Below are 19,904 nucleotides of genomic sequence, written 5' to 3'. Positions count from 1 at the left end.
CCGTAGAATTGTTCCACGTCAAGTGATTGTCTTAGAATTCAAGGCGAAAGGAAAAACAACTCAATATTCGGCGATAGACGAGGCGATTAGAACCGCTCAATTTGTCCGCAACAAATGCCTCCGATTCTGGATGGATAATCGTGGTGTAGGACAGAAGGAACTATATCGCCATAACACTAAGCTGAGGGCAGAGTTTCCCTTTGTAAATGCCTTGAACTCTCATGCCTGCCAAGTTGCGGTTGAGCGTGCCTATTCTGCAATCGCTCGGTTTTACGAGAATTGTCAAAAGGCAATTCCTGGAAAGAAAGGTTATCCTACGTTCAAGAAGAATTGTCGCTCAGTTGAGTACAAGACTTCAGGCTGGAAGCTTTCGGAGGACAGACGTACAATCAGCTTCATCGACAAGAAAGGCATTGGTAGACTAAAACTCAAAGGAACGTGGGACTTACATTTCTACCAGTTAGATCAGATAAAACGAGTCAGGTTAGTACGTCGGGCTGATGGCTACTACGTTCAGTTTCTGATTAGGAATGAGAACCAAGCAGTAGCTGCTCAACCAACTGGTAAAACTGTTGGTTTGGATGTAGGGCTTAAAGAGTTCTACACCGACAGCAACGGTCAAACCGAACCTAATCCCAAGTTTTATCGAACCAACGAGAAGCGGTTGAAGTTTAGACAACGCCGTGTTTCTCGTAAAAAGAAAGGCTCTGCCAATCGCCAGAAAGCCATTAATAGACTAGGGCGAGTACACCTCAAAATAAGTAGGCAACGTGAAGAACACGCTAAGAGAGTGGCGCGTTGCGTAATCCAATCTAACGATTTGGTCGCCTATGAAAATTTGAGGATTAAAAACTTGGTAAAGAATCATTGTCTCGCCAAATCTATCAATGATGCAGGTTGGTATCAGTTCAGGAAGTGGTTAGAGTATTTTGGAAAGAAGTTAGGTAAGATAACTGTTGCAGTTAACCCAGCCTACACGTCCCAAGAATGCTCATGCTGTCACACGCTGGTGAAAAAGTCTCTATCAACGAGAACTCACGTTTGTCGATGTGGGCTGGTTCTAGACCGAGACTGGAATGCGGCACTTAACATTCTGAGCTTAGCCTTGAGTACCACAGGGCATGTGGGAACTTGGGTCAAAGACCCCAACGCTTCGGGAGATTCGACCTCTACTTTGATTGGAGTAATCCAGTCTGAGCAAGTTGGGTCTGTGAACGAAGAATCCCCGTCCTTCTAGGACGGGCGAGTGTCAATAAATTCAAACAACATCCTGTAAAACATTTCGGGTATGTCGCCAAGCTACAAGCCCCATTACCGCCACTAAACAGCCCAAACTCATCAACACGATCCGCAAACCGAGGTCATCGGAACCTACGGCTTTACCGACAGCATCTGTCAGCGGGCCGGTAATTGCCAGAGGTAGACTGAGGGCAATATTAATCGCATTGTTCTCAAATCCAAAGACTTTTCCTCGCATTGATTCTGGAGTTTGCTCTTGAATTAACGCTTGCATCGGGCCGTTAATCAGGGAAGCGCCGAAACCGAACAAAGCGCTTAAACTAAATCCCAACCACAACTGTCTAGTGAAAGCAAACATTGCCAACACAAAACCCATCATCACGAAACCAATTAATGGTAAAGGTTTGTGGTGCACGCGATCGCCCCAATGTCCCAAAAAAGCTGCACCAAAAACCATACCGATTCCCGCAGCAGCCAGCAAAAAGCCAAATTGAGTTTCTTTGAGACCTATTTTACCTGAAAGGGCGATCGCCAACACCTGAAGTGCAGCAAACACGGAATACAAAATCGTCAACTGTAGCATCGCGTTACTGACCAGGGGATTGCTCTTCAAATAGCGCAAACCTTCTTTAAAATCTTGCCAAGGATGGATCTTTTTTACGCTGCTCCCGGCATGATTTTCTTTGATACGCATCCCATAAATCAAACCGGCCGATATCAGGTACAACGCGGCCAGCAAAAACTCTCGCGAACCTGCTCCGTAGCTTTGTTTGATCAAACTAAACAGCGGTTCGCCGATCGTCATACCCACAATGATGCCACCCATCGTGGATGAGGCGAATAGGGCATTGGCTGACATCAGTCCCTCTCGCCCCACTGCTAGGGGAATGGCGGCTGCTTCTGCGGGAGCAAAAAATTGGGTAACAGTAGAAACCAAAAACGTAATCACCAACAACACAACAAAAGCTTTGGGCAAAAACGTCATCGCGACAATCAATAGGGCGCGAATCACGTTGCACCCAATCAGCATTTGCTTCTTGGAAAAGCGGTCTACGACAATACCTGCGATCGAACCAAAAACGATTGCCGGCACTGTGTAGGCAATCATCACCGCTGACAGCATGGAATTTTCAGAATTGTGACCTGGTGTGTAACCGCCTGTTTTCAGGAGGATAATCAGCAATACATAAAAAATCTTATCTGCCACTTGGGCCAACAACTGCCCAGTCCACAAGGCGAGGAAGGCGCGATTTCTGAACAGGGCATCGAGGCCGTTACGGTCAGGGGGAGGGCTAGCTGGGTGCATAGGAATAGTTTAACTGACCGCCTAATTATATTTTTCAAGAATATGTGCCAACTTGACATCACAAAATTGAGACTGGGAAAACTCCTGTCTCCTAGGTGCTTTTTCTGTTTTAGCAGATCGCCGTTGAAAGGCTGCGGTCTGTTTGACCCTACTTCTAGCGGCTCAACCTAACCCAGCCTTGAGTAAAATCAAGGAATTTTGTTAAAGGTTGGTCTAGATTTCAATGGCGTTGGAACATACGGTAGTATATTTTACAAAATGCAATGGCGTTGGCAATGATATCAAAAGGTGTCACCCCAATTAAGTAATATAACGAAAGAAGTAAGTGTCAGGAGTGAAAAACTTGAAAAAAGTTGAAGCTATTATTCGTCCCTTTAAACTTGACGAAGTAAAAATCGCCCTTGTCAATGCCGGCATTGTAGGGATGACTGTTTCTGAAGTTAGAGGTTTTGGCCGCCAGAAGGGTATGACTGAACGCTATCGCGGTTCTGAGTACACGGTTGAGTTTTTGCAGAAACTCAAGGTCGAGGTCGTTGTTGAAAACGATCAGGTTGACATGGTGGTTGATAAAATCATCGCTGCTTCTCGCACTGGCGAGATTGGCGACGGCAAGATTTTTATCTCTCCTGTAGAGCAAATTATCCGTATTCGCACTGGCGAAAAAAACCTAGAGGCTATCTAGGAAATTGGGGAATCGGGAATGGGGAATCGGAATTTGTAGCCGTCTCTGGCCCTCTCCCTATCTCCCTATTCTTTTACTTGACAAGTGTCTTTATTTGTGGTATCAAAGACTGGAATGCTTGGCCACGGTGAGAGTACAATCGCTTGGTATCAGGTGTCATTTCTGCAAAAGTCTGTTGCTGTGCGGGGATGTAGAAAATGGGATCGTACCCGAAACCTCCGGTGCCGCGAGGACTTTGCAGAATCTCACCGCGGCAAATTCCTTCTACTTGCAGGGCAATTGTACCGTCGGGACGGGCGATCGCGATCGCGCACACAAATTGGGCTTGCCGGTTCTGTTCATTGCCCAATTCTGCGATCATTCGAGATATCCTGTCAGCATCGCTTGAACCGTAGCGCGCCGAATAAATTCCGGGTTGGCCATCCAGTGCATCTACCATTAAACCGGAATCATCTGCGATCGACCATTCCCCAGTTGCTTTAGCAATTTCCGAAGCTTTCAAACAAGCATTAGCAATAAAAGTCTCGCCAGTTTCTTCTATTTCCAACTCTTCCGGTTTCAGTTGCAATTCCCATCCCAAATCCTGAAGATAAGCCTGCATTTCTTTGAGTTTGCCGGGATTACTGGTAGCGACAACTAGCAATTTATGATTAGTCATTATTTCCCTTAAAACTTACGGATTGATATTAACAAACATTTTGCACCATTCTCAATAAACCTTTCACGGGCGGGCAGGATACCCCACAAGAAAGAAAATTCATTCTTTAACGAACCGCGAAGACGCGAAGGACGCGAAGGAAAAGAAGAGAAGAGAAGAGAAGAGAAGAGAAAGAGATATTAAATCTCAACTCATCCCCGTTTATCTGCTTTGCTCTGCGGTGAAAAACTCGGATTAATTATGCGCCCAAGCTTTCGCCCAATTTAAGTTTTGCATCACCTCTTTCAAAGTTGCCGCTTCCGAATACAACCGCAAAACTGGTTCTGTTCCGCTAAACCGAATTAACAACCAACTTCCATCAGCTAAACGGAATTTATATCCGTCAACTTTGTTGCAATCAACAACTGCTTTACCGGCGATTTCTGTTAAAGGTTGATTTTCTAACAGCGACAACAACCGCGAACGTTCGTCCATATTTGCTAAGTGCAAGTCGATGCGATCGTAAGCTGAAGTAAAATTAGTCTCTGTTTGCAGTCGGCGATAGATGTCGCTCAAGTCTTCCCCGGATTTGACGACTGCTTCTAACAAATACAGCGCTGATAACAAAGCATCTCTTTCCGGGATGTGCGTACCGTAGCCGATTCCTCCCGATTCTTCGCCGCCGACTAGGACTTGGGTTGTTAACATTCGATCGGCTATATACTTGTAACCGATCGGCGTTTCAAACAATGGTAAGCCGTAAAGTTCAGCAATTTTGGGCATGATGTCGGAACCGCTGACTGTTTTGATGACTTCCCCACTCAACCCGCGCCGTTTGGCTAAGTGTTCGATTAATATGGGAACTAGGATTTGGGAACTGAGAAAGTTGCCTTGGGAGTCAACAGCAGCAATGCGATCGCTATCTCCGTCAAACACAAATCCGATCGACAAACCAGAGCTTTGGCGTTGGTGAGTGCGCATCACCCGAAACAACTGCGACAGATAGCGCGGCAAAGGTTCAGGAGCACCGCCTCCAAATAGCGGATCGCGATCGCTATTGACTTCCTGCACTGTTTCTTCTAAAATCTGTGCCAATCCTCCGGCGGCCGCCCCGTGCATGGCATCTACAAATACGGTAATTTTGTTAGAGGCGATCGCCTCTTTAATCCCATCAATATCGACCATTTCCCGCAAGGTTTTGCAGTAAGCAGGCCAAGGATTGAAACTCTCCAATTTGCCCGGAGTTGCGGAAATTGGGGCTGGATTTCCTAACTTTGCTTCTATCTGTTGAGTAACTTCCGGCGAAACTGAACCTCCAAAGCCGCCCTTGACTTTTAACCCTAAATATGCACCCGGATTGTGGCTGGCAGTTAGGACGATCGCGCCCAAAGCATTTAATTGTTGCGCAGCCAAACTAAAGGCGGGAGTGGGAGCGTAAGTATCGCTCAGCAGCACGTCAAATCCGGCGTTCTGGACTGCAACAGCCGCTGTTTTGGCAAAATCTTCCGCCAAAAATCGGCGATCGTGACCGACGATTACGGTACCGCTGCTGGCATCATTGCCGCCGGTTTGTGCGAGAACTTGTGCTGCTAGCGGAGCGACCAACGCTACTCGATCGAATGTAAAATCGTCAGCAATAATGCCGCGCCAGCCATCTGTACCGAATTTAATAGGATTCATTAGTCAAAAGCCATGAGTCACCAATCTATTTTATTAGCTCAACGGGCGATCGTCATCTAATTTGAGATTTGAGATTATGGAATTGTTCCTAAAGCCTCTACTCTCACTACTGACTACTGACTACTGACTAATGACTACTGACTAATGACTAATGACTAATGACTACTGACTATTGACTAAAAGAATGCCGGTTGATGGCGAATCAAATTCAGGAATTCTTCGCGAGTTTTCTGTTCGTCTTGGAATATGCCCAACATCGCACTGGTGACTGTCCAAGCACCGGGTTTTTGTACTCCGCGCATAGTCATACACATATGACTAGCTTCCATCACCACAGCTACTCCCCTCGGTTCCAATATGGTCTGAACCGCTTCGGCAACTTGGCGAGTCAAACGTTCCTGTACCTGTAACCGTCGGCTGTACATCTCCACAATGCGGGCTAATTTGCTCAACCCTACTACTTTTTGGTTGGGGATGTAAGCGACATGAATTCGTCCCATAAACGGTAGCATATGGTGTTCGCACATACTGAAGACGCTGATGTCTCGCACCAACACCATCTCATTGTGACCTTCGTCAAAGATAGCGCCGTTGAGTAGTTCTTCTAGGGATTGACTGTAGCCACTGGTGAGAAACCGCATAGCTTCTGCTACCCGCTTCGGGGTTTTGAGCAATCCTTCCCGTTCGGGGTTTTCTCCGATTCCTAGCAGCATTGTCCGCACTGCTTCCATCATTTCCTCCTGACCTACTTCGGAGGGTACCGGCACCTGGGATTCTTGACCGTTGGATGAGTTGCGGTCTGGTCTAGTGGGGATGCGGGGCAAATTGTTGTCTGGGGTTTCTGAAAGTAGTGTGGAACCGTTGTTCGATGCAATTGTCATAAAAAATTGGTGTTAGGGTAGATCGATTTTTGATTGGGGATTTTCGATTCGAGGAGATAGCTATATATTCAAAGATTGTTGAATTCCGAGAAAAACTCAGCAGTCTCAAATCTCCTGTTCACAAAACTCCAGCATTCGACATGAGGGTGATTTCTTCAATTACGGCGCCATCGGGTAACTGTACTGCGTGCAGTATAGATTCGGCGACGATTTCTGGAGTTAACATGGCTGTGCGATCGAAGTCGGCTTGGACTGTTTCCGTGTCCCACATGGGAGTGTTGACAGAACCTGGACAGATTGCTGTTACACGAATTCCGCCAGCCCGTTCTTCTGTCGCTACAGCCTTAGACAAAGCCATGAGACCGAATTTGCTGACGCAATATAGTCCCCAATTTGGGAAGACTTGGCTGCCGGCGATGGAGGAAACGTTGATGATGATTCCTGATTTTCGATCGCGCATGGACGGCAAAATTCCTTGAATGCACTGCCAGACGCTAGTCAAATTCAGGTCTAAAACTCTCTGCCAGTCGGCTAGAGGAGTTTGTGTCAAGGGGCCTGTATAGCCCATCCCAGCACTGTTGACCAGGATATCTACTGGTCCAAATTGAGCTGCGATCGCACTGATGCTACTTTCCACTTGGTCAATTTTTGACAAGTCTAAGGGATAAGCTTCTGCTTTCACTCCGACTTCTCTGGCTGCTGCGGCAACGGCTTCTAAGTTTTCTGACCCTCGACTAACTAAAGCCAGGTTTATGCCGGCTTTGGCAAATGCTAGAGCCGTGGCTTTGCCAATACCGCTGCTTGCTCCGGTAATCAGAGCCTGCTTTGTCGTCGGATAGTTCATAGAAAAACTCGGTATGGAGGAAACTCAGTTGATGACAGTTTCCATGAGTACAGTTATTTCTGAGATCGACATTAAGAAATGTTAAGCCGATGTCACACAAAGAATTATAACACTGCTGGCAGATTCGCAGAATTCTCCATCGCTATTTGAGAAGATGAGTTTTTAGTTAAAAATTGCTTAACTGATTCCTGGGAATCGATCGGCTCAAGCAGGAATTTCTGTGAATACACCGATGTGGCGGAATTTTTGATACCGCAGTTCCCGGCGCTGCTGGCTGGAAAGCTGACTCAGTTCTGCTAAATTTTCCAACAATGCTCGTTTCAGTATGGACGCAGCCTTGAGGGGGTTAGAGTGAGCGCCACCAATGGGTTCTGGTACTATTTGATCGAGAACGCCGAGGTTTTTCAAATCCCAAGAAGTAATTTTTAGAGCTTCGGCGGCCAAGTTGGCTTTCCCAGCGTCTTTCCAGAGGATCGCGGCGCAAGCTTCGGGGGTAGCAACGGTATAGACGGAATGCTCTAGCATCAACAATCGCTCGCCGACGCCTATGCCCAAAGCACCACCTGAACCGCCTTCGCCGATGACGGTACAGATGATGGGAACATCGAGGCGAAACATTTCTCGGAGGTTACAGGCGATCGCCTCTCCTTGTCCAAGCTGTTCGGCTTCTAAGCCCGCCCAAGCCCCTGGAGTGTCGATAAAGGTGAAAATTGGCATGGAGAAGCGATCGGCGTGTTCCATCAATCGTAGGGCTTTCCGGTAGCCACCGGGAGCCGCCATACCGAAGTTGCGGGCAATATTATCTTTGGTGTCGCGACCTTTTTGGTGGCCGATGATGACCGTGGGACGCCCATCAATGCGGGCAATGCCACCAACCATGGCCGGGTCATCGCCTCCCCGTCGATCGCCGTGAAGCTCAATCCACTCGTCGCTAATTGCTTGAACGTAATCGAGGGTACTGGGGCGACGGGGGTGACGGGCTAGTTGCAACCGCTGCATGGGGGAGAGGCTGCTAAAAATCTCTTGCCGCAGTTGGTCTGTTCGAGCTTCCAGCTTGCGAATTTCGTCGGAGGTTTCTTCAGAAACATCCACACCGTTTTCGGCTGCAAGTTGGCGAATCTCGTGAATTCGGGCTTCGAGTTTTGCCAGGGGCTTTTCAAAATCTAAGAGTAGTGGTTTCCGGTCTGGGTTTGGCACGCTGAGAATTTCTATAATTTGTTTTGCAAGGTTGAGTCGATCGACTCAAAGGAGATCCTACCGTGTTAGGTGTTGCTCCAAAAGAGGGCCCGATCGAACTCACGCCTGCGGAAGCTGTGACAGCCATTTCAGTGTTAGCTGTGGTTGCCGCCGGTTTGGAAATTTCCGACGAACTTGGCAACAAGATTATGGAAGTTATGACTATCAAAAACTGCGCTCAAAGCTTCTTGTAACAATTAACAGTTAACAGTTCATTGTTAACTGTTAACTGTTAATTTTCAAAATCAGAAGGACATCAAAGGTCGGAAACCGTGTTTAACAGAAATCTCGCCGATTTGCTCCATCTTTTCCACAGTAATTTGATTGCGTCCCCAAGAAAAATTGGTGTACAACTTTTCAAATTCCAGCAGCATGGATTCAGCAAAACAGGCAAACAACTGTCTTCCCGGTACATCCATATTGACAATCTTCATGATTTTCCACTCAATATCGAGGGAATGCTCCACAATGCCGCCATTGAGGACATAAATTTCGGGATGCTGAATCTGAGTTCCCAAATTTTTGGGATAGCCGCCATCAATTAGCAAACAAGGTTGTTTCAATGTAGAGGGATCGATTTCTACTCCCTTCGGCATACTCGCTACCCAGACGACAATATCCGCCTGGGGTAGCGCCTCTTCCAAACCCATAATTTTGCCGCGCCCTAATTCTGTCTGCAAGTCTTGCAAACGTTCCTTGTCACGGGCAATCAGCAACAATTCTGCTACATTGGTTTTAACGTTGAGCCAGCGACACACGGCACTGCCAATATCCCCCGTAGCACCGCAAACCGCCACAGTAGCCTTGGACAGTTCAATCCCCAATTTTGGGGCTGCTTGTTCTACTTGGCGACAGAGGATGTAAGCAGTGTGAGTATTACCTGTGGTGAATCGCTCAAACTCCAACTTGAGATTGCGAATTTGCTTAATTTGCTGCAAGTTGAAGGTTTCAAAAATGATCGATGAAAACCCACCTAAAGCCGTGATATTAATCCCGTTTTTTTGAGCGTGTGCCATCGCGTTAATGATTTTGCGGGTGGCTGCTTTAATCCGGCGAGTGGCTAGCATTTCTGGCAGAAAACAGGACTCCACATAGCGACCTTCTATTTTTTGCCCAGTGATGCTGGTCACGGTTATATTATCGACTATTTGGGGCGGTGCGCTGCACCAAAAATCAAGACCTTGATCGGCATATTCTGGATAGCCCAGCTCGTTAGCTACCGATTGGGCGTGTTCTAAGCTGGTTAAGTGACCGATTAAACCAAACATTCAGTTGTCAGATTAAGGAAAAAGGAAAAAGGAAGAAGGAAGAAGGAAGAAGGAAGAAGGAAGAAGGAAGAAGGAAGAAGGGAAAATTAAAAAATTTTAATTTTTAATTTTTATCTGATTCCTCATGTTCCCATTAATTAGGTTATAACCATTGTGATGGATGAAGAATGGAGAAGTAAAAATTATTTTTTTTTAAATTTTTACTTTTCCATTCCTGATTTTATACTTGATTAGGCTATGAGACCTTGTGCTGACATTCGCATGATGTCACGGTTGTTAAAGCCAATGTTTTTAAGGGCTTCACCGTAGGCAATCATAAAGTCTTCAATTAAAGCATCTTTTTCCATTCCCAAGACTTGAGCATCATCGGCGACTTTGTTTAGTAGTTTCCAGATGATGGGCAAGTTTTGGCGGTTGGCTGCTTCGAGTTCAGCTTTGGATTCTTCAAAGTGAGCTTCCAGCCAAACTTCCCCAAAGTTGAGGTGGGTGTATTCTTCTTTGACTACGCTTTCAGTGATTGTGCGTGCAAAGTCGTCAGCGACGGGAATGTAAATATTGTAGGCTGCGATCGCGAAGCATTCGATAATCAGCGATTGAATCAGCAAGCAAGTTACAACCTTACCTTCGGCAGATGCCTTTTGGAAATTCCCGTGCAGTTCACAAAAGAACTCCTTGGCAAATACCATGTCCGGCGTGACTTTGAGATTCCGGCCACAAGCTTGGAAGCCTTTCATATGGCGGTTCTCCATCTTGGACAAACCAATTAACTCTTCCTTTTTGTCAGCCAACATTTGGGCCAGTGTCAAGTAATTGTCGTGAGCTTCTTGTTCGCCTTCAATCACAATCGCGTTGATTCGGCTGTAAGCATCTTTGTAAGTTTCGGTTTGAAAGTCAGTTGCTGGGATGGCCTCAAGCTTTGGCATATGATATGTAGTCTCCTGAATAACCTGTAGGATGTTTGGACACCCCTTTAAAATTTGGGGTCAGTGACAGTACACTTTACCTATTTTCGACTAAAAATTCGCGGTTGTGTGGGAATCTGGGAGGAGATCGGGTTTGAGAGCCTCACAAGGTTATTATTTTAGATTAATTCACAAGTTTATGGGCAAATCTTTGGACAGATCTAGGGCACTGGAACTGCTGAGTTTTATGGGGTTGCTAGGGGGTGCAGCACTGGTGCTGTTGCCTCTAGCTGCTGTATTTTTGGTTTCTTTATCACCATCGGGTGTCGGTGTCAAGGTCACGGGCTGGACTTTTGCGAATTATCAGGAGGCTTGGCGACGCGGTAATTTTTTGTTGGCATTTGTTAATTCTACTCTAGTGGCGATCGCAGTAACTGGTTTTCAGGTAGTAACTTCGGCTTTAGCCGGCTATGCCTTGGCCAGGCTGAAGTTTCGAGGGCGACAAGCCCTAGTGTTGGTGGTTTTGGCAACCCTGGTAATTCCCTTTCAGCTTTTGGTGATTCCCATTTTCTTGGTTTTGAAGTGGGGCCATTTGCTCAATACCTACGGGGCGCTAATCTTACCCACGGCTGCTAATGGTTTTGGGATTTTTCTCCTACGTCAGTATTTCCTGACAATTCCCGTGGAATTGGAAGAAGCCGCCATGTTGGATGGGGCAAACCGCTGGCAGGTTTTGTGGCAAGTGATGTTGCCTTTGGCCCGCCCTGCATTGGTGACGCTGTTTTTGTTTACGTTTATCGGCGAGTGGAACGATTTGTTTAAGCCCCTGGTGTTTACGACGCGCCCAGAGTTGCGTACCGTACAGTTGGCTTTGGCTGAGTTTCAGGAACAGTTTACTAGCAGTTGGCCCTTGTTGATGGCCGCGGTGGTAATTGGGACTGTGCCAGTGGTGTTGCTGTTTTTGGTCGGTCAACGGCAGTTTATGCGGGGTATTGCGACGACGGGGATTAAGAATTAAGAAGTAACGGAGGACATGGCAATGCCGTATCCTCCGTATCCTCCCTATCATCTTAAATCCTCGCTATCTTTGGCAAAAAATCAAAAATTTGTACCGCAGATTAACACCGATACTTAAAAGTGTATTTACTCGCTAATAATTTGCAAACGAATAGAGCGTTCTCCGTCTCCAAAATCCACTTCAATCTTTTCCCCCGAAAGCGTGTCTAAACATCCCAGCAGTAATCGCAAATTCGGCGTACTAGCTCCTGTATCTACATACAATCTATCTGTTAAGCTCCCCAATCGCTTCCAAATAGTGTATAGTTTGACCACTGTTTGTTCCAGTTGCGCTGCCTGTTTCACAACGTCTGCGGTGGTTCCCAAACAGCCTACTCGTAAGGATTCTTCTAAGGCCATTTCCATATCTAAATGAGACTGATTGAGCGCCTGGACTTGGGCCGCAGAATCGAGATATTTAGATAAATTCTTGGCATCGGAAGTTAGTTGTTTGACTGTATCTACATCAGGATTTTCTGCTACTTCTTTTTGAATTTCAATTTGGTGAGATGGAGATAGTTTCTCCATTTCTTTGACTAAGGGGGCTAGGTAGCGGGAAGGTAGGGAACCTGTGGATGCTTTCTCTTTGACTTCTTCTGGGAGTAAGTCGGAGTTCAAAGCCATCCATTCGTCGGAGAGTTGTTTAACTTCACGCCTGGTAATACGATCGCCTTTTCCGGCCGCATCTGTTACCATTAGCTGTACTTCGGGAGATGCTTTGGCGGTTTCTACAAAGGCTCTTTTGCTGAAGTTTCTAATGGAATCGGGGTCTAAATCTCCTTGCTCGATCAAGGTATCGGCACTCTTAGCTAATTCTATGAGAGAATAGGCTTGACTTTTGCCTATTTCTCGTTCTTTTAGCCAGTTCAAAAAGCCCGTACCGCGTCCATCGCCGCCTTTTTTTTCTCTGTCTCTGACTGTTCGGAGAATCCGTCCCCGCCAGATATCTGTTTGTAAGTCAAAGCGATCGCACACTTTCCAGGCATTGTCAACCTGATTGTCAAAATCGAAGTCTGGTATTTGTTCGTCTTCGGGATCGGGTAATTGAAAATTGATATCCGTAAAGCCTTTGAGGGCTTCTGCAAGTTCTGCGGGATTTTGGGGGACTTCAGCCATTAGGAAAAAATTGTGTAGAGCAACAGCCGGTTTGATTTGGAACTTACACGGGTTGACAGTTGAAACTCTATATGTAGCGGTAACGCGGGGAATGCCCACTCTACTAATAGAGTTTGTGTGCAAGTCTTATCATTATTGCACGATCGGGATGTTTCGAGACAATTTACCTGATGGCGAAGCCAAAAGGCCCAATTCCCGATTCCCGATTCCCAATTCCCAATTCCCAATTCCCAATTCCCAATTCCCAATTCCCAATTCCCAATTCCCAATTCCCAATTCCCAATTCCCGATTCCCGATTCCCGATTCCCGATTTCTACTTTCTTCCTTGGAGCCAATAAGTCACCATATCCCCCTTACCTTTGATCGGAGTCAAACCTCGATTCTTAAACAAATACTTATCTTTCAAAAGCTCATAAGTAACATCCGTAACTTGAATACTGCCTGCAACTCCTGTAACTTCCATCCTCGCCGCCACATTCACAGTATCCCCCCACAAATCGTAAGTAAATTTGCTAACACCAATCACTCCCGCAACTACTGGCCCAGAATTGATACCCACGCGAATTGCCAAATCTTCCCCTGTTTGGGCGGACAATTTTGCTATTTTTGCTTGCATTTCCAGGGCCATTTCCGCGATCGCCTCAGCATGGTCATCTCTGGGTGTAGGTAATCCTCCAACTACCATGTAAGCATCACCAATAGTCTTAATTTTTTCCACACCGTACTCTTCTGCTAATTGATCGAATTGGGAAAAAATCACGTTTAAACGCTTTACGAGTTCCGTCGGAGACATTCTAGCTGACAACTCAGTAAAGCCAACAATGTCAGCAAATAAAACACTTACTTCTTCAAAACTGTCAGCAATTGTGCTTTGCTCAACTTTCAATCTTTCGGCTATGGGTTTTGGTAAAATATTCAACAGCAACTTTTCAGTTTGATCCTGTTGAAATTTCAGGGCTTCTTGGACTAACTTTCGCTCTGTAATATCAGAAACAGTACCTTCATAGTAAATTAATTTACCTTGGGAATTGCGAACTGCCCGGACATTTTCCGATACCCAAATCCAAGCACCGTCCTTACGTTTAACCCTCGATTCAAAGCCAGAAAGAGCATTGTGTTCATCCATAGCAACTACGAATTCCCGACGGCGTTCGGCATCAATATAAAGTTGCTCGGAAATGTTTTGAATGCTGGACATCAGTTCCGTAGGCGATTCGTAACCATACAATTTCGCTAAGGCTGGATTAGCGCTGATAAATTGTCCTGAAGGGGTACTTTGAAAAATGCCTTCCATGGCATTTTCTACAATACTGTGATATCTTTCTTCAGCTATCTTCAGAGACTCTTCTGCTTTTTTTCGCTGAATTAATGAACCTAATTGAGTGCAAACAATATTAAAAATGTCAATAAATCGCGAGTCCTTGGGACCAGATACAAGTTTAAAAAAAACTAAGACTGCTAAGACTTCATCCCCGACTAAAATAGGTACACCAAAACCTGCTTTAAACCCAATTTCTAGCGCTATTTTAGTTCTCATAAATTCTGGGTATCCCACGGAAACATCTTCTACCCATTCAGGTTTCCCGGAAACCCAAACTCGTCCTGGTAGCCCGATATTTCTAGCAAATGTCAAGTTTTCACTTTGCTGGCGGAAGATTGCCATGCTGCTATCTCTACCATACCAACCGCGGCTCGATTTCAACAAAGTTCCTTCGGAATCAGGAATCCAAGCTTCTCCTAGATCCCATCCGATTGTTTCGCCAACTTGGTGCAAAATTACTTCTAAAGCAGAGTTAAAATCCACCGATTCGCCGATCGCCCGCGTAGTTTCCAGCAAAAACCTAATTTCTTCTTCAGCCCGCTTTCTTTCAGTAATTTCTTGCTCCAACAAAGCATTGCGCTCTTGCAACTCTCTAGCTTGTTGTTGCAGTTTTGATTGCAAAGAGCGCAAGGAAAGTTGGCTTTCAACACGGGCTAAAACTTCTTCTATTTGAAATGGCTTAGTAATATAGTCTACTCCTCCTACTTGAAAAGCTTTTACTTTTTCTAATACATCATCTAGGGCGCTAATAAAAATGATCGGAATATCTTTAGTATTATCATTTTTTTTTAATTTTTGACAAACTTCATAGCCGTTCATTTTCGGCATATTAATATCTAACAAAATTAGACTCGGAGGAGACATTTGTGCTCCTTGCAAAGCAAGTTGTCCGTTAATAGCTTTCCTGACTTGATAGCCGTGAGATGTAAGCATGGTGGATAAAAGTCGCAAGTTATCCGGCATATCGTCAACGATCATAATATCTTTAGTAGTCACTGGGAGTGGATGGTCGTTCATCATAATATAATTGAGTGAGATCGATGATGATATCTATCCGAAAGTTTTCGACCAAATCTGTTAAAGCCTTAGCGAGATTTGCCTCACTTTCAGGGATTTGCTGGATAAGTTGCAGTAGGCCGCTGTCATCAACGCAAATTGCTGCTTGGTATAAATTGACTAACCAGTCTGTGGGCATTACACTCAAATCATCTGGGGTTAAAATTTTCGGAGATGTCTGGGGTGGTACAGAACTAGATGGATTTTCTTCTTCATAAATATAACGCAATTTTAGGCGATCGGCTATTTTGTCAAATAGAACTTTTTCCCGAAAGGGTTTACAGATAAAATCATCACAACCAGTCGCAAAAATTACTTGTCGCTGTTCTTCAAAGGCACTAGCAGTCAGGGCAATAATTATGGTTTTTTCGCCTTCAGGAGTTTGCTTAATTATTCTGGTTGCCTCATATCCGTCCATAATGGGCATCAACATATCCATCAAGATGAGGTGCGGTTTCCAGCTTTCGTGCAAAGCCACAGCTTCTTCACCGTTACAAGCTTCGATAATTTCAAATCCCAATGGTTTCAAAATCTCGATTAACAGTTGACGGTTTTCTAGTACATCTTCAACTATCAATATCCGATAAACTGGCTGTCCAGCTTCTAAAGAAATGACTTGTTTGGTGCTAGATTTTTCTCTATCATCAATTTCTGTTAACACATTCACTTGGATATTAAAGGTAAATTTTGTGCCTCGATCGATTTGACTTTTAACTGATATATCACCTCCCATAATTCGGACAAACTGCTGGCTAATCGGCAAGCCTAAACCAGTTCCTTGCATCGATTTACGTCCGGTATCTGTTTGCACGAATGGCTGAAATAAAGTCTTAATTTCTTGCGGAGAAATACCAGGTCCGGTGTCCATTACTTCAAAAATTAATTGGCATTTTTTGGCTCCATCTAAAGTTTCTTCTGCTTGGCTTGTGACTCGCAGACTAACGCTTCCCTTCACAGTAAATTTAATAGCGTTGCCGATGAGGTTAATTAAAACTTGCCGCAATTTGGATTCATCAGTTTGAATGTATTTTGGTAAATTATCCGGTAGGTCAAAGATTAGCTCCAAGCCTTTAGAGTTGGCTTTTAATTGCAACATTTCTTTCAGGATATCGATAAGTTTGTAGAGATTAAAGCTATTTTCATTGATACTAATCTGACCCGATTCTATCTTAGACATGGATAATACATCATTGATGAGTTCCAACAAATGTTCGCCACTGCGATTGATGATTTCGATGTATTCTTTTTGTTCTTTGGTGATGGAAATGTTTCGAGCCATGACTTGAGAAAAACCAAGAATAGCGTTGAGTGGGGTGCGGAGTTCGTGGCTCATGGATGCGAGAAATTGGCTTTTGGCACGATTGGCAACTTCCGCATTTCCTTGAGATTTAATTAGTTCCATTGACTGTCTTTGAGTGTGGGCTAGCAACTCAGCTTGTTGCAAGGCGACTCCTAGCTGCGTACCTATATGAACTGCGACGTTGATTTCAGCTTCGCTCCACTGGCGGGGGGCTGTATTTTGATAGGATGCAAGTAATCCCCAAAGTTTTTCTCCGCAAAAAATGGGGACGGTAATATAGGCTTTGACTTCAAATCTTTCTAAGAGTTGGATGTAGCAATTATCGAAGCCCTGTTTGTAAATATCTTCGACGCAAAGGTAAGTCTTACCACGGCTGTAAGGGCCGCCCTGGGTTTCTTGCAAATAGGTGTCGCATACTTCTTGTAAGCTGCTATCAAATTTTTGGACGAGGCACTTTTCGCTTTCTAAAGAATCTTCTGTGAAGTTGGGGTCTATTTGCTGTTCTTGGATGAGGGAAATCCAGTTATTATCAACGGATTCCGCTACAAATTCACCACTCCAGTCTGGATTGAAACGGTAAATGGCGACTCGATCGCATTTCATGGTTTGGCGCAATTCTCGTGTTGTCGCCTGAAAAATTTCTCGGATATCTAATGTCTGCCGCATTTTTTCAATAATTCGCGCGATCGCTCTTTGCCGCAATGCACTTTCTTGTAGTTCCATTTCTGCTTGCTGGCGTTCGGTAATATCCACCGCCATTAAACCGATGCCGATCGCTCTACCTTTTTCATTAATTAGCGGAGTATTATACCACTCGCAAACTATTTTTTTGCCATCTTTTGTCTGGGTTTCATAGGTGGTAGAAGTTGCACTAAATTCCCCAGTCATATTGTTGTTTAAAAGTTGAGATATTTGCTGGTAACAACTTTCGGGAATGATTAAATCTGGGACGTTATGACCGATAACTTCTGCTTGGCTATATCCAAAAATATTTTCCGCAGCCGGATTCCAAGTGATCACTTCTAAATTAATGTTTAATTCGATAATCACTATAGGTGTTTGCTGCAATAGAAATGAAATTCTTTGCTGGGATTCACGCAATTTTTCAGCGGCTCTTTTGCTGTCGGTGATGTCGTTAGCCGTACCAAGAATTTGTTTAGGTTTACTATCAGTTTGTCTCACAAATACTGTATCCCAACTGTGCATCCACCGCCATTCGCCGTTTTTGTGTTTCATGCGGTATTGACATTCAATGACATCGCCGTCTTCGGATCGCTCCACTTTTTCGACACTTTCTAAAAAGGCTGGTAAATCTTCAGGATTGAGCAGCCTTAACATCATTTCATTACCCATATCTTTTATTTCTTGGGCGGTGTAACCTAGCATTGCACTAATTTGGCGGTTGGTGTAAACGTTGCGGTTTTCAACTAAGTCGTAAACGTACAATAGATTGGGATTGGAATCGGCGATCGCCTGAATGAAGTGCTGACTTTCTCGAAGTGCGAATTCTGCTTGTTTGCGATCGCTAATATCTCGTCCCACAATAATTACTGAATCTTCAGACAAGGGAGAAACTTTAGCATCGAGCCATATTTCGCGTCCTTCTACAGTATAATTATATTCAATATTGATACTTTTTTTGCTTATTAAAACCTGTTTGATAGTAGCTAATATCAGGTCGGCAATAGATTTGGGTAAGACTTCGTGGGCTGTTTTGTTAATCATTTCGCTGAGAGGTTTAATCAAACTCGACGCACTTGTGGGAGCGATTTTGATACAACGCCCTTCGGCATTTCTCACTAAAACTAAGTCAGTCATGGCGGCAAAAATAGCTCGCAATTCTGCTTCAGATTCTTGCAGAGCTTGTTCGGCGCGGACGCGGGTGCGAACTTCTGCTTGTAAGTGTTTATTTTGTCGATCGAGTTGTTGCAGTCGCTGTTGTTCTCGCTCTAAGAGTTTAGCTTGAGCGATCGCAATTCCTACTTGAGCAGCCACAGTTTCTAAAAGATCGATTTCTTCTTCTGTCCATTCTCGGTAGCGATCGCACTGGTGTAAACAGATAGCACCGTTTGCTTCCCCTTGGTAGGAAGTGCGAATTGCTAACATCGATTTCAACTTCACCTCGCGACAAATGGGTAGCACTGCTTGTAAAAGAGGATCTGAGTAAACATTATTGGAGGCGATAGCCCCATCTTGAATCATCATTTGTACGACGTGAGGATTCCCCCAAATCGGAATTGAGATATGGCGAATTGATTCGCAATCGGGTTCCAGATACTCGGCCGCCAAAGGAATATCTACCTGGGGGTTAGTAATATAGGTGTGAATCAAACAACGATTCACACCGAATGTCTGACCAATTTGAGTAACTGCTGTTTGAAATATTTCGCCCGGTTGTAAGCTAGAGCGAATCTGCTGAGTTATTTTCCCAATTAGCAATTTTCGCTGAATTTGTCGCTCTAAGGCTGTTTTAGCTGCCGCTTTTTCTAAATCTGATTGTTTGCGATCGCTAATATCAAAAAGTACCCCGTACCAAACAATATCTCCATTGCTACGCATTTCTGGTCGAGAATTAGATTGCAACCACTTAATCTTCCCTGACGGTGTAATAATCCGCCATTCGCAGGCAAAAGGTGCTAAAGTTTGGGCGCTCATCAGCACAGCATTTTCAATAGTTTTTCGGTCATCAGGATGATTTAGTTTAAAACACAATTCAGGGTTGTTTAAAATTTGTTCGCTCTCTAATTCATATATGGTTTTACAATCAGAACTGATATATTCAAAATTTAATTTTCCCTCACCATTCATCACAAATTGATAAATCACTCCCGGTATATTAGTCGCCAATTTCTGCAACCGTGCTTGACTTTCCCGCAGTGCTTGCTCTGTCGTGTTGCGAACCGCCACCTCTCGCTGTAGTTGGGAGTTCTGCTCTTTTAATTGTTTTGATAAGTGTTGAATAGTTAGTTGATTTTTGACACGAGCTAAAACTTCTTCGATTTGAAAAGGCTTAGTAATGTAGTCAACTCCACCAACTTCAAAGGCTTTAACTTTATGATAAGCTTCATGGAGTATGCTCAGAAAAATTATGGGGATTTCGCGGGTTTTTTCGTTAGCTTTTAGTCTTTGACAGACTTCATAGCCGTTCATTCTCGGCATGACAACATCCAACAAAATCAAGTCAGGTATAGAATCAAAGTCAGAATTTACTGTCAATTCACCGGAAATAGACCTCTGAACTTTGTAGCCATCTTTACTTAATATGTTTGATAAAAATCGCAAGTTATTAGGTCGATCGTCAATGATTAAAATTTGGATATTTCCGGGATCGATCGACATCTTTTGTTCTGCCATATTTTAATTCTCTACTGTGAGTGCG

General features: G+C 44.5%; 16 protein-coding genes. 4 read left to right on the top strand and 12 right to left on the bottom strand.

The window, feature by feature from the left end; genetic code table 11:
* Positions 1-22 precede the first annotated feature (22 nt).
* A complete protein-coding gene (locus P2A85_RS12530) occupies positions 23-1,237 on the top strand; it encodes an RNA-guided endonuclease InsQ/TnpB family protein (protein WP_377480427.1) in 1,215 nt (404 codons plus the stop codon).
* Positions 1,238-1,258: 21 nt separating this feature from the next.
* On the opposite strand, the gene P2A85_RS12525 is transcribed toward P2A85_RS12530, so the two are convergent.
* Complete coding sequence (locus P2A85_RS12525; RefSeq protein ID WP_377480424.1) at positions 1,259-2,545, bottom strand: MFS transporter; 1,287 nt, start codon at positions 2,543-2,545, stop codon at positions 1,259-1,261.
* A gap of 343 nt (positions 2,546-2,888) precedes the next feature.
* Between P2A85_RS12525 and P2A85_RS12520 the strand changes: the two genes are divergently transcribed.
* A complete protein-coding gene (locus P2A85_RS12520; protein WP_340550820.1) occupies positions 2,889-3,227 on the top strand; it encodes a P-II family nitrogen regulator in 339 nt (112 codons plus the stop codon).
* 73 nt (positions 3,228-3,300) lie between these two features.
* On the opposite strand, the gene rdgB is transcribed toward P2A85_RS12520, so the two are convergent.
* The 5 genes from rdgB to accA form a co-directional block, all read right to left on the bottom strand.
* Positions 3,301-3,885 carry an RdgB/HAM1 family non-canonical purine NTP pyrophosphatase gene (gene rdgB, locus P2A85_RS12515; protein ID WP_377480421.1) on the bottom strand — a complete coding sequence of 195 codons (585 nt, stop codon included), beginning with the start codon at positions 3,883-3,885 and terminating at the stop codon, positions 3,301-3,303.
* Between the two features lie 234 nt (positions 3,886-4,119).
* Positions 4,120-5,544 (bottom strand): phosphoglucomutase/phosphomannomutase family protein, encoded by a 1,425-nt coding sequence (locus tag P2A85_RS12510; RefSeq protein ID WP_377480418.1) that lies wholly within the window; start codon positions 5,542-5,544, stop codon positions 4,120-4,122.
* Between the two features lie 176 nt (positions 5,545-5,720).
* A complete protein-coding gene (gene folE / locus P2A85_RS12505; RefSeq protein WP_377480415.1) occupies positions 5,721-6,425 on the bottom strand; it encodes a GTP cyclohydrolase I FolE in 705 nt (234 codons plus the stop codon).
* Positions 6,426-6,543: 118 nt separating this feature from the next.
* On the bottom strand, positions 6,544-7,269 hold the full coding sequence (locus P2A85_RS12500) for an SDR family oxidoreductase (protein WP_377480412.1): 726 nt from the start codon (positions 7,267-7,269) through the stop codon (positions 6,544-6,546).
* Positions 7,270-7,473: 204 nt separating this feature from the next.
* Positions 7,474-8,466, bottom strand: coding sequence for an acetyl-CoA carboxylase carboxyl transferase subunit alpha (gene accA / locus P2A85_RS12495; protein WP_377480409.1), 993 nt, complete (start codon positions 8,464-8,466; stop codon positions 7,474-7,476).
* Positions 8,467-8,528: 62 nt separating this feature from the next.
* Here accA and P2A85_RS12490 point away from each other — a divergent pair, with 62 nt between their 5' ends.
* A complete protein-coding gene (locus P2A85_RS12490) occupies positions 8,529-8,699 on the top strand; it encodes a hypothetical protein (protein ID WP_377480406.1) in 171 nt (56 codons plus the stop codon).
* A 51-nt stretch (positions 8,700-8,750) separates the two neighbouring features.
* Here the strand turns inward: P2A85_RS12490 and P2A85_RS12485 are convergent, their stop codons facing one another.
* On the bottom strand, positions 8,751-9,773 hold the full coding sequence (locus P2A85_RS12485) for a long-chain acyl-[acyl-carrier-protein] reductase (RefSeq protein WP_340518612.1): 1,023 nt from the start codon (positions 9,771-9,773) through the stop codon (positions 8,751-8,753).
* A gap of 230 nt (positions 9,774-10,003) precedes the next feature.
* Positions 10,004-10,696 carry an aldehyde oxygenase (deformylating) gene (locus P2A85_RS12480; protein ID WP_377480403.1) on the bottom strand — a complete coding sequence of 231 codons (693 nt, stop codon included), beginning with the start codon at positions 10,694-10,696 and terminating at the stop codon, positions 10,004-10,006.
* 178 nt (positions 10,697-10,874) lie between these two features.
* Here P2A85_RS12480 and P2A85_RS12475 point away from each other — a divergent pair, with 178 nt between their 5' ends.
* A complete protein-coding gene (locus P2A85_RS12475; protein WP_377480400.1) occupies positions 10,875-11,693 on the top strand; it encodes a carbohydrate ABC transporter permease in 819 nt (272 codons plus the stop codon).
* A 125-nt stretch (positions 11,694-11,818) separates the two neighbouring features.
* On the opposite strand, the gene P2A85_RS12470 is transcribed toward P2A85_RS12475, so the two are convergent.
* The 4 genes from P2A85_RS12470 to P2A85_RS12455 all read right to left on the bottom strand — a co-directional run bounded on the left by P2A85_RS12470 (position 11,819) and on the right by P2A85_RS12455 (position 19,879).
* Positions 11,819-12,847 (bottom strand): hypothetical protein, encoded by a 1,029-nt coding sequence (locus P2A85_RS12470; RefSeq protein WP_377480397.1) that lies wholly within the window; start codon positions 12,845-12,847, stop codon positions 11,819-11,821.
* A gap of 132 nt (positions 12,848-12,979) precedes the next feature.
* A complete protein-coding gene (locus P2A85_RS12465; protein ID WP_377480393.1) occupies positions 12,980-13,183 on the bottom strand; it encodes a hypothetical protein in 204 nt (67 codons plus the stop codon).
* A complete protein-coding gene (locus P2A85_RS12460; RefSeq protein WP_377480390.1) occupies positions 13,162-15,189 on the bottom strand; it encodes an adenylate/guanylate cyclase domain-containing protein in 2,028 nt (675 codons plus the stop codon). The genes P2A85_RS12465 and P2A85_RS12460 overlap by 22 nt, the downstream gene beginning before the upstream one ends.
* Complete coding sequence (locus P2A85_RS12455) at positions 15,155-19,879, bottom strand: PAS domain S-box protein (protein WP_377480387.1); 4,725 nt, start codon at positions 19,877-19,879, stop codon at positions 15,155-15,157. The genes P2A85_RS12460 and P2A85_RS12455 overlap by 35 nt, the downstream gene beginning before the upstream one ends.
* Positions 19,880-19,904 lie beyond the last annotated feature (25 nt).

This window comes from Microcoleus anatoxicus (assembly GCF_042465725.1).
GTDB lineage: Bacteria > Cyanobacteriota > Cyanobacteriia > Cyanobacteriales > Microcoleaceae > Microcoleus > Microcoleus anatoxicus.
This window is presented reverse-complemented; position numbering and strand designations above follow the sequence as displayed.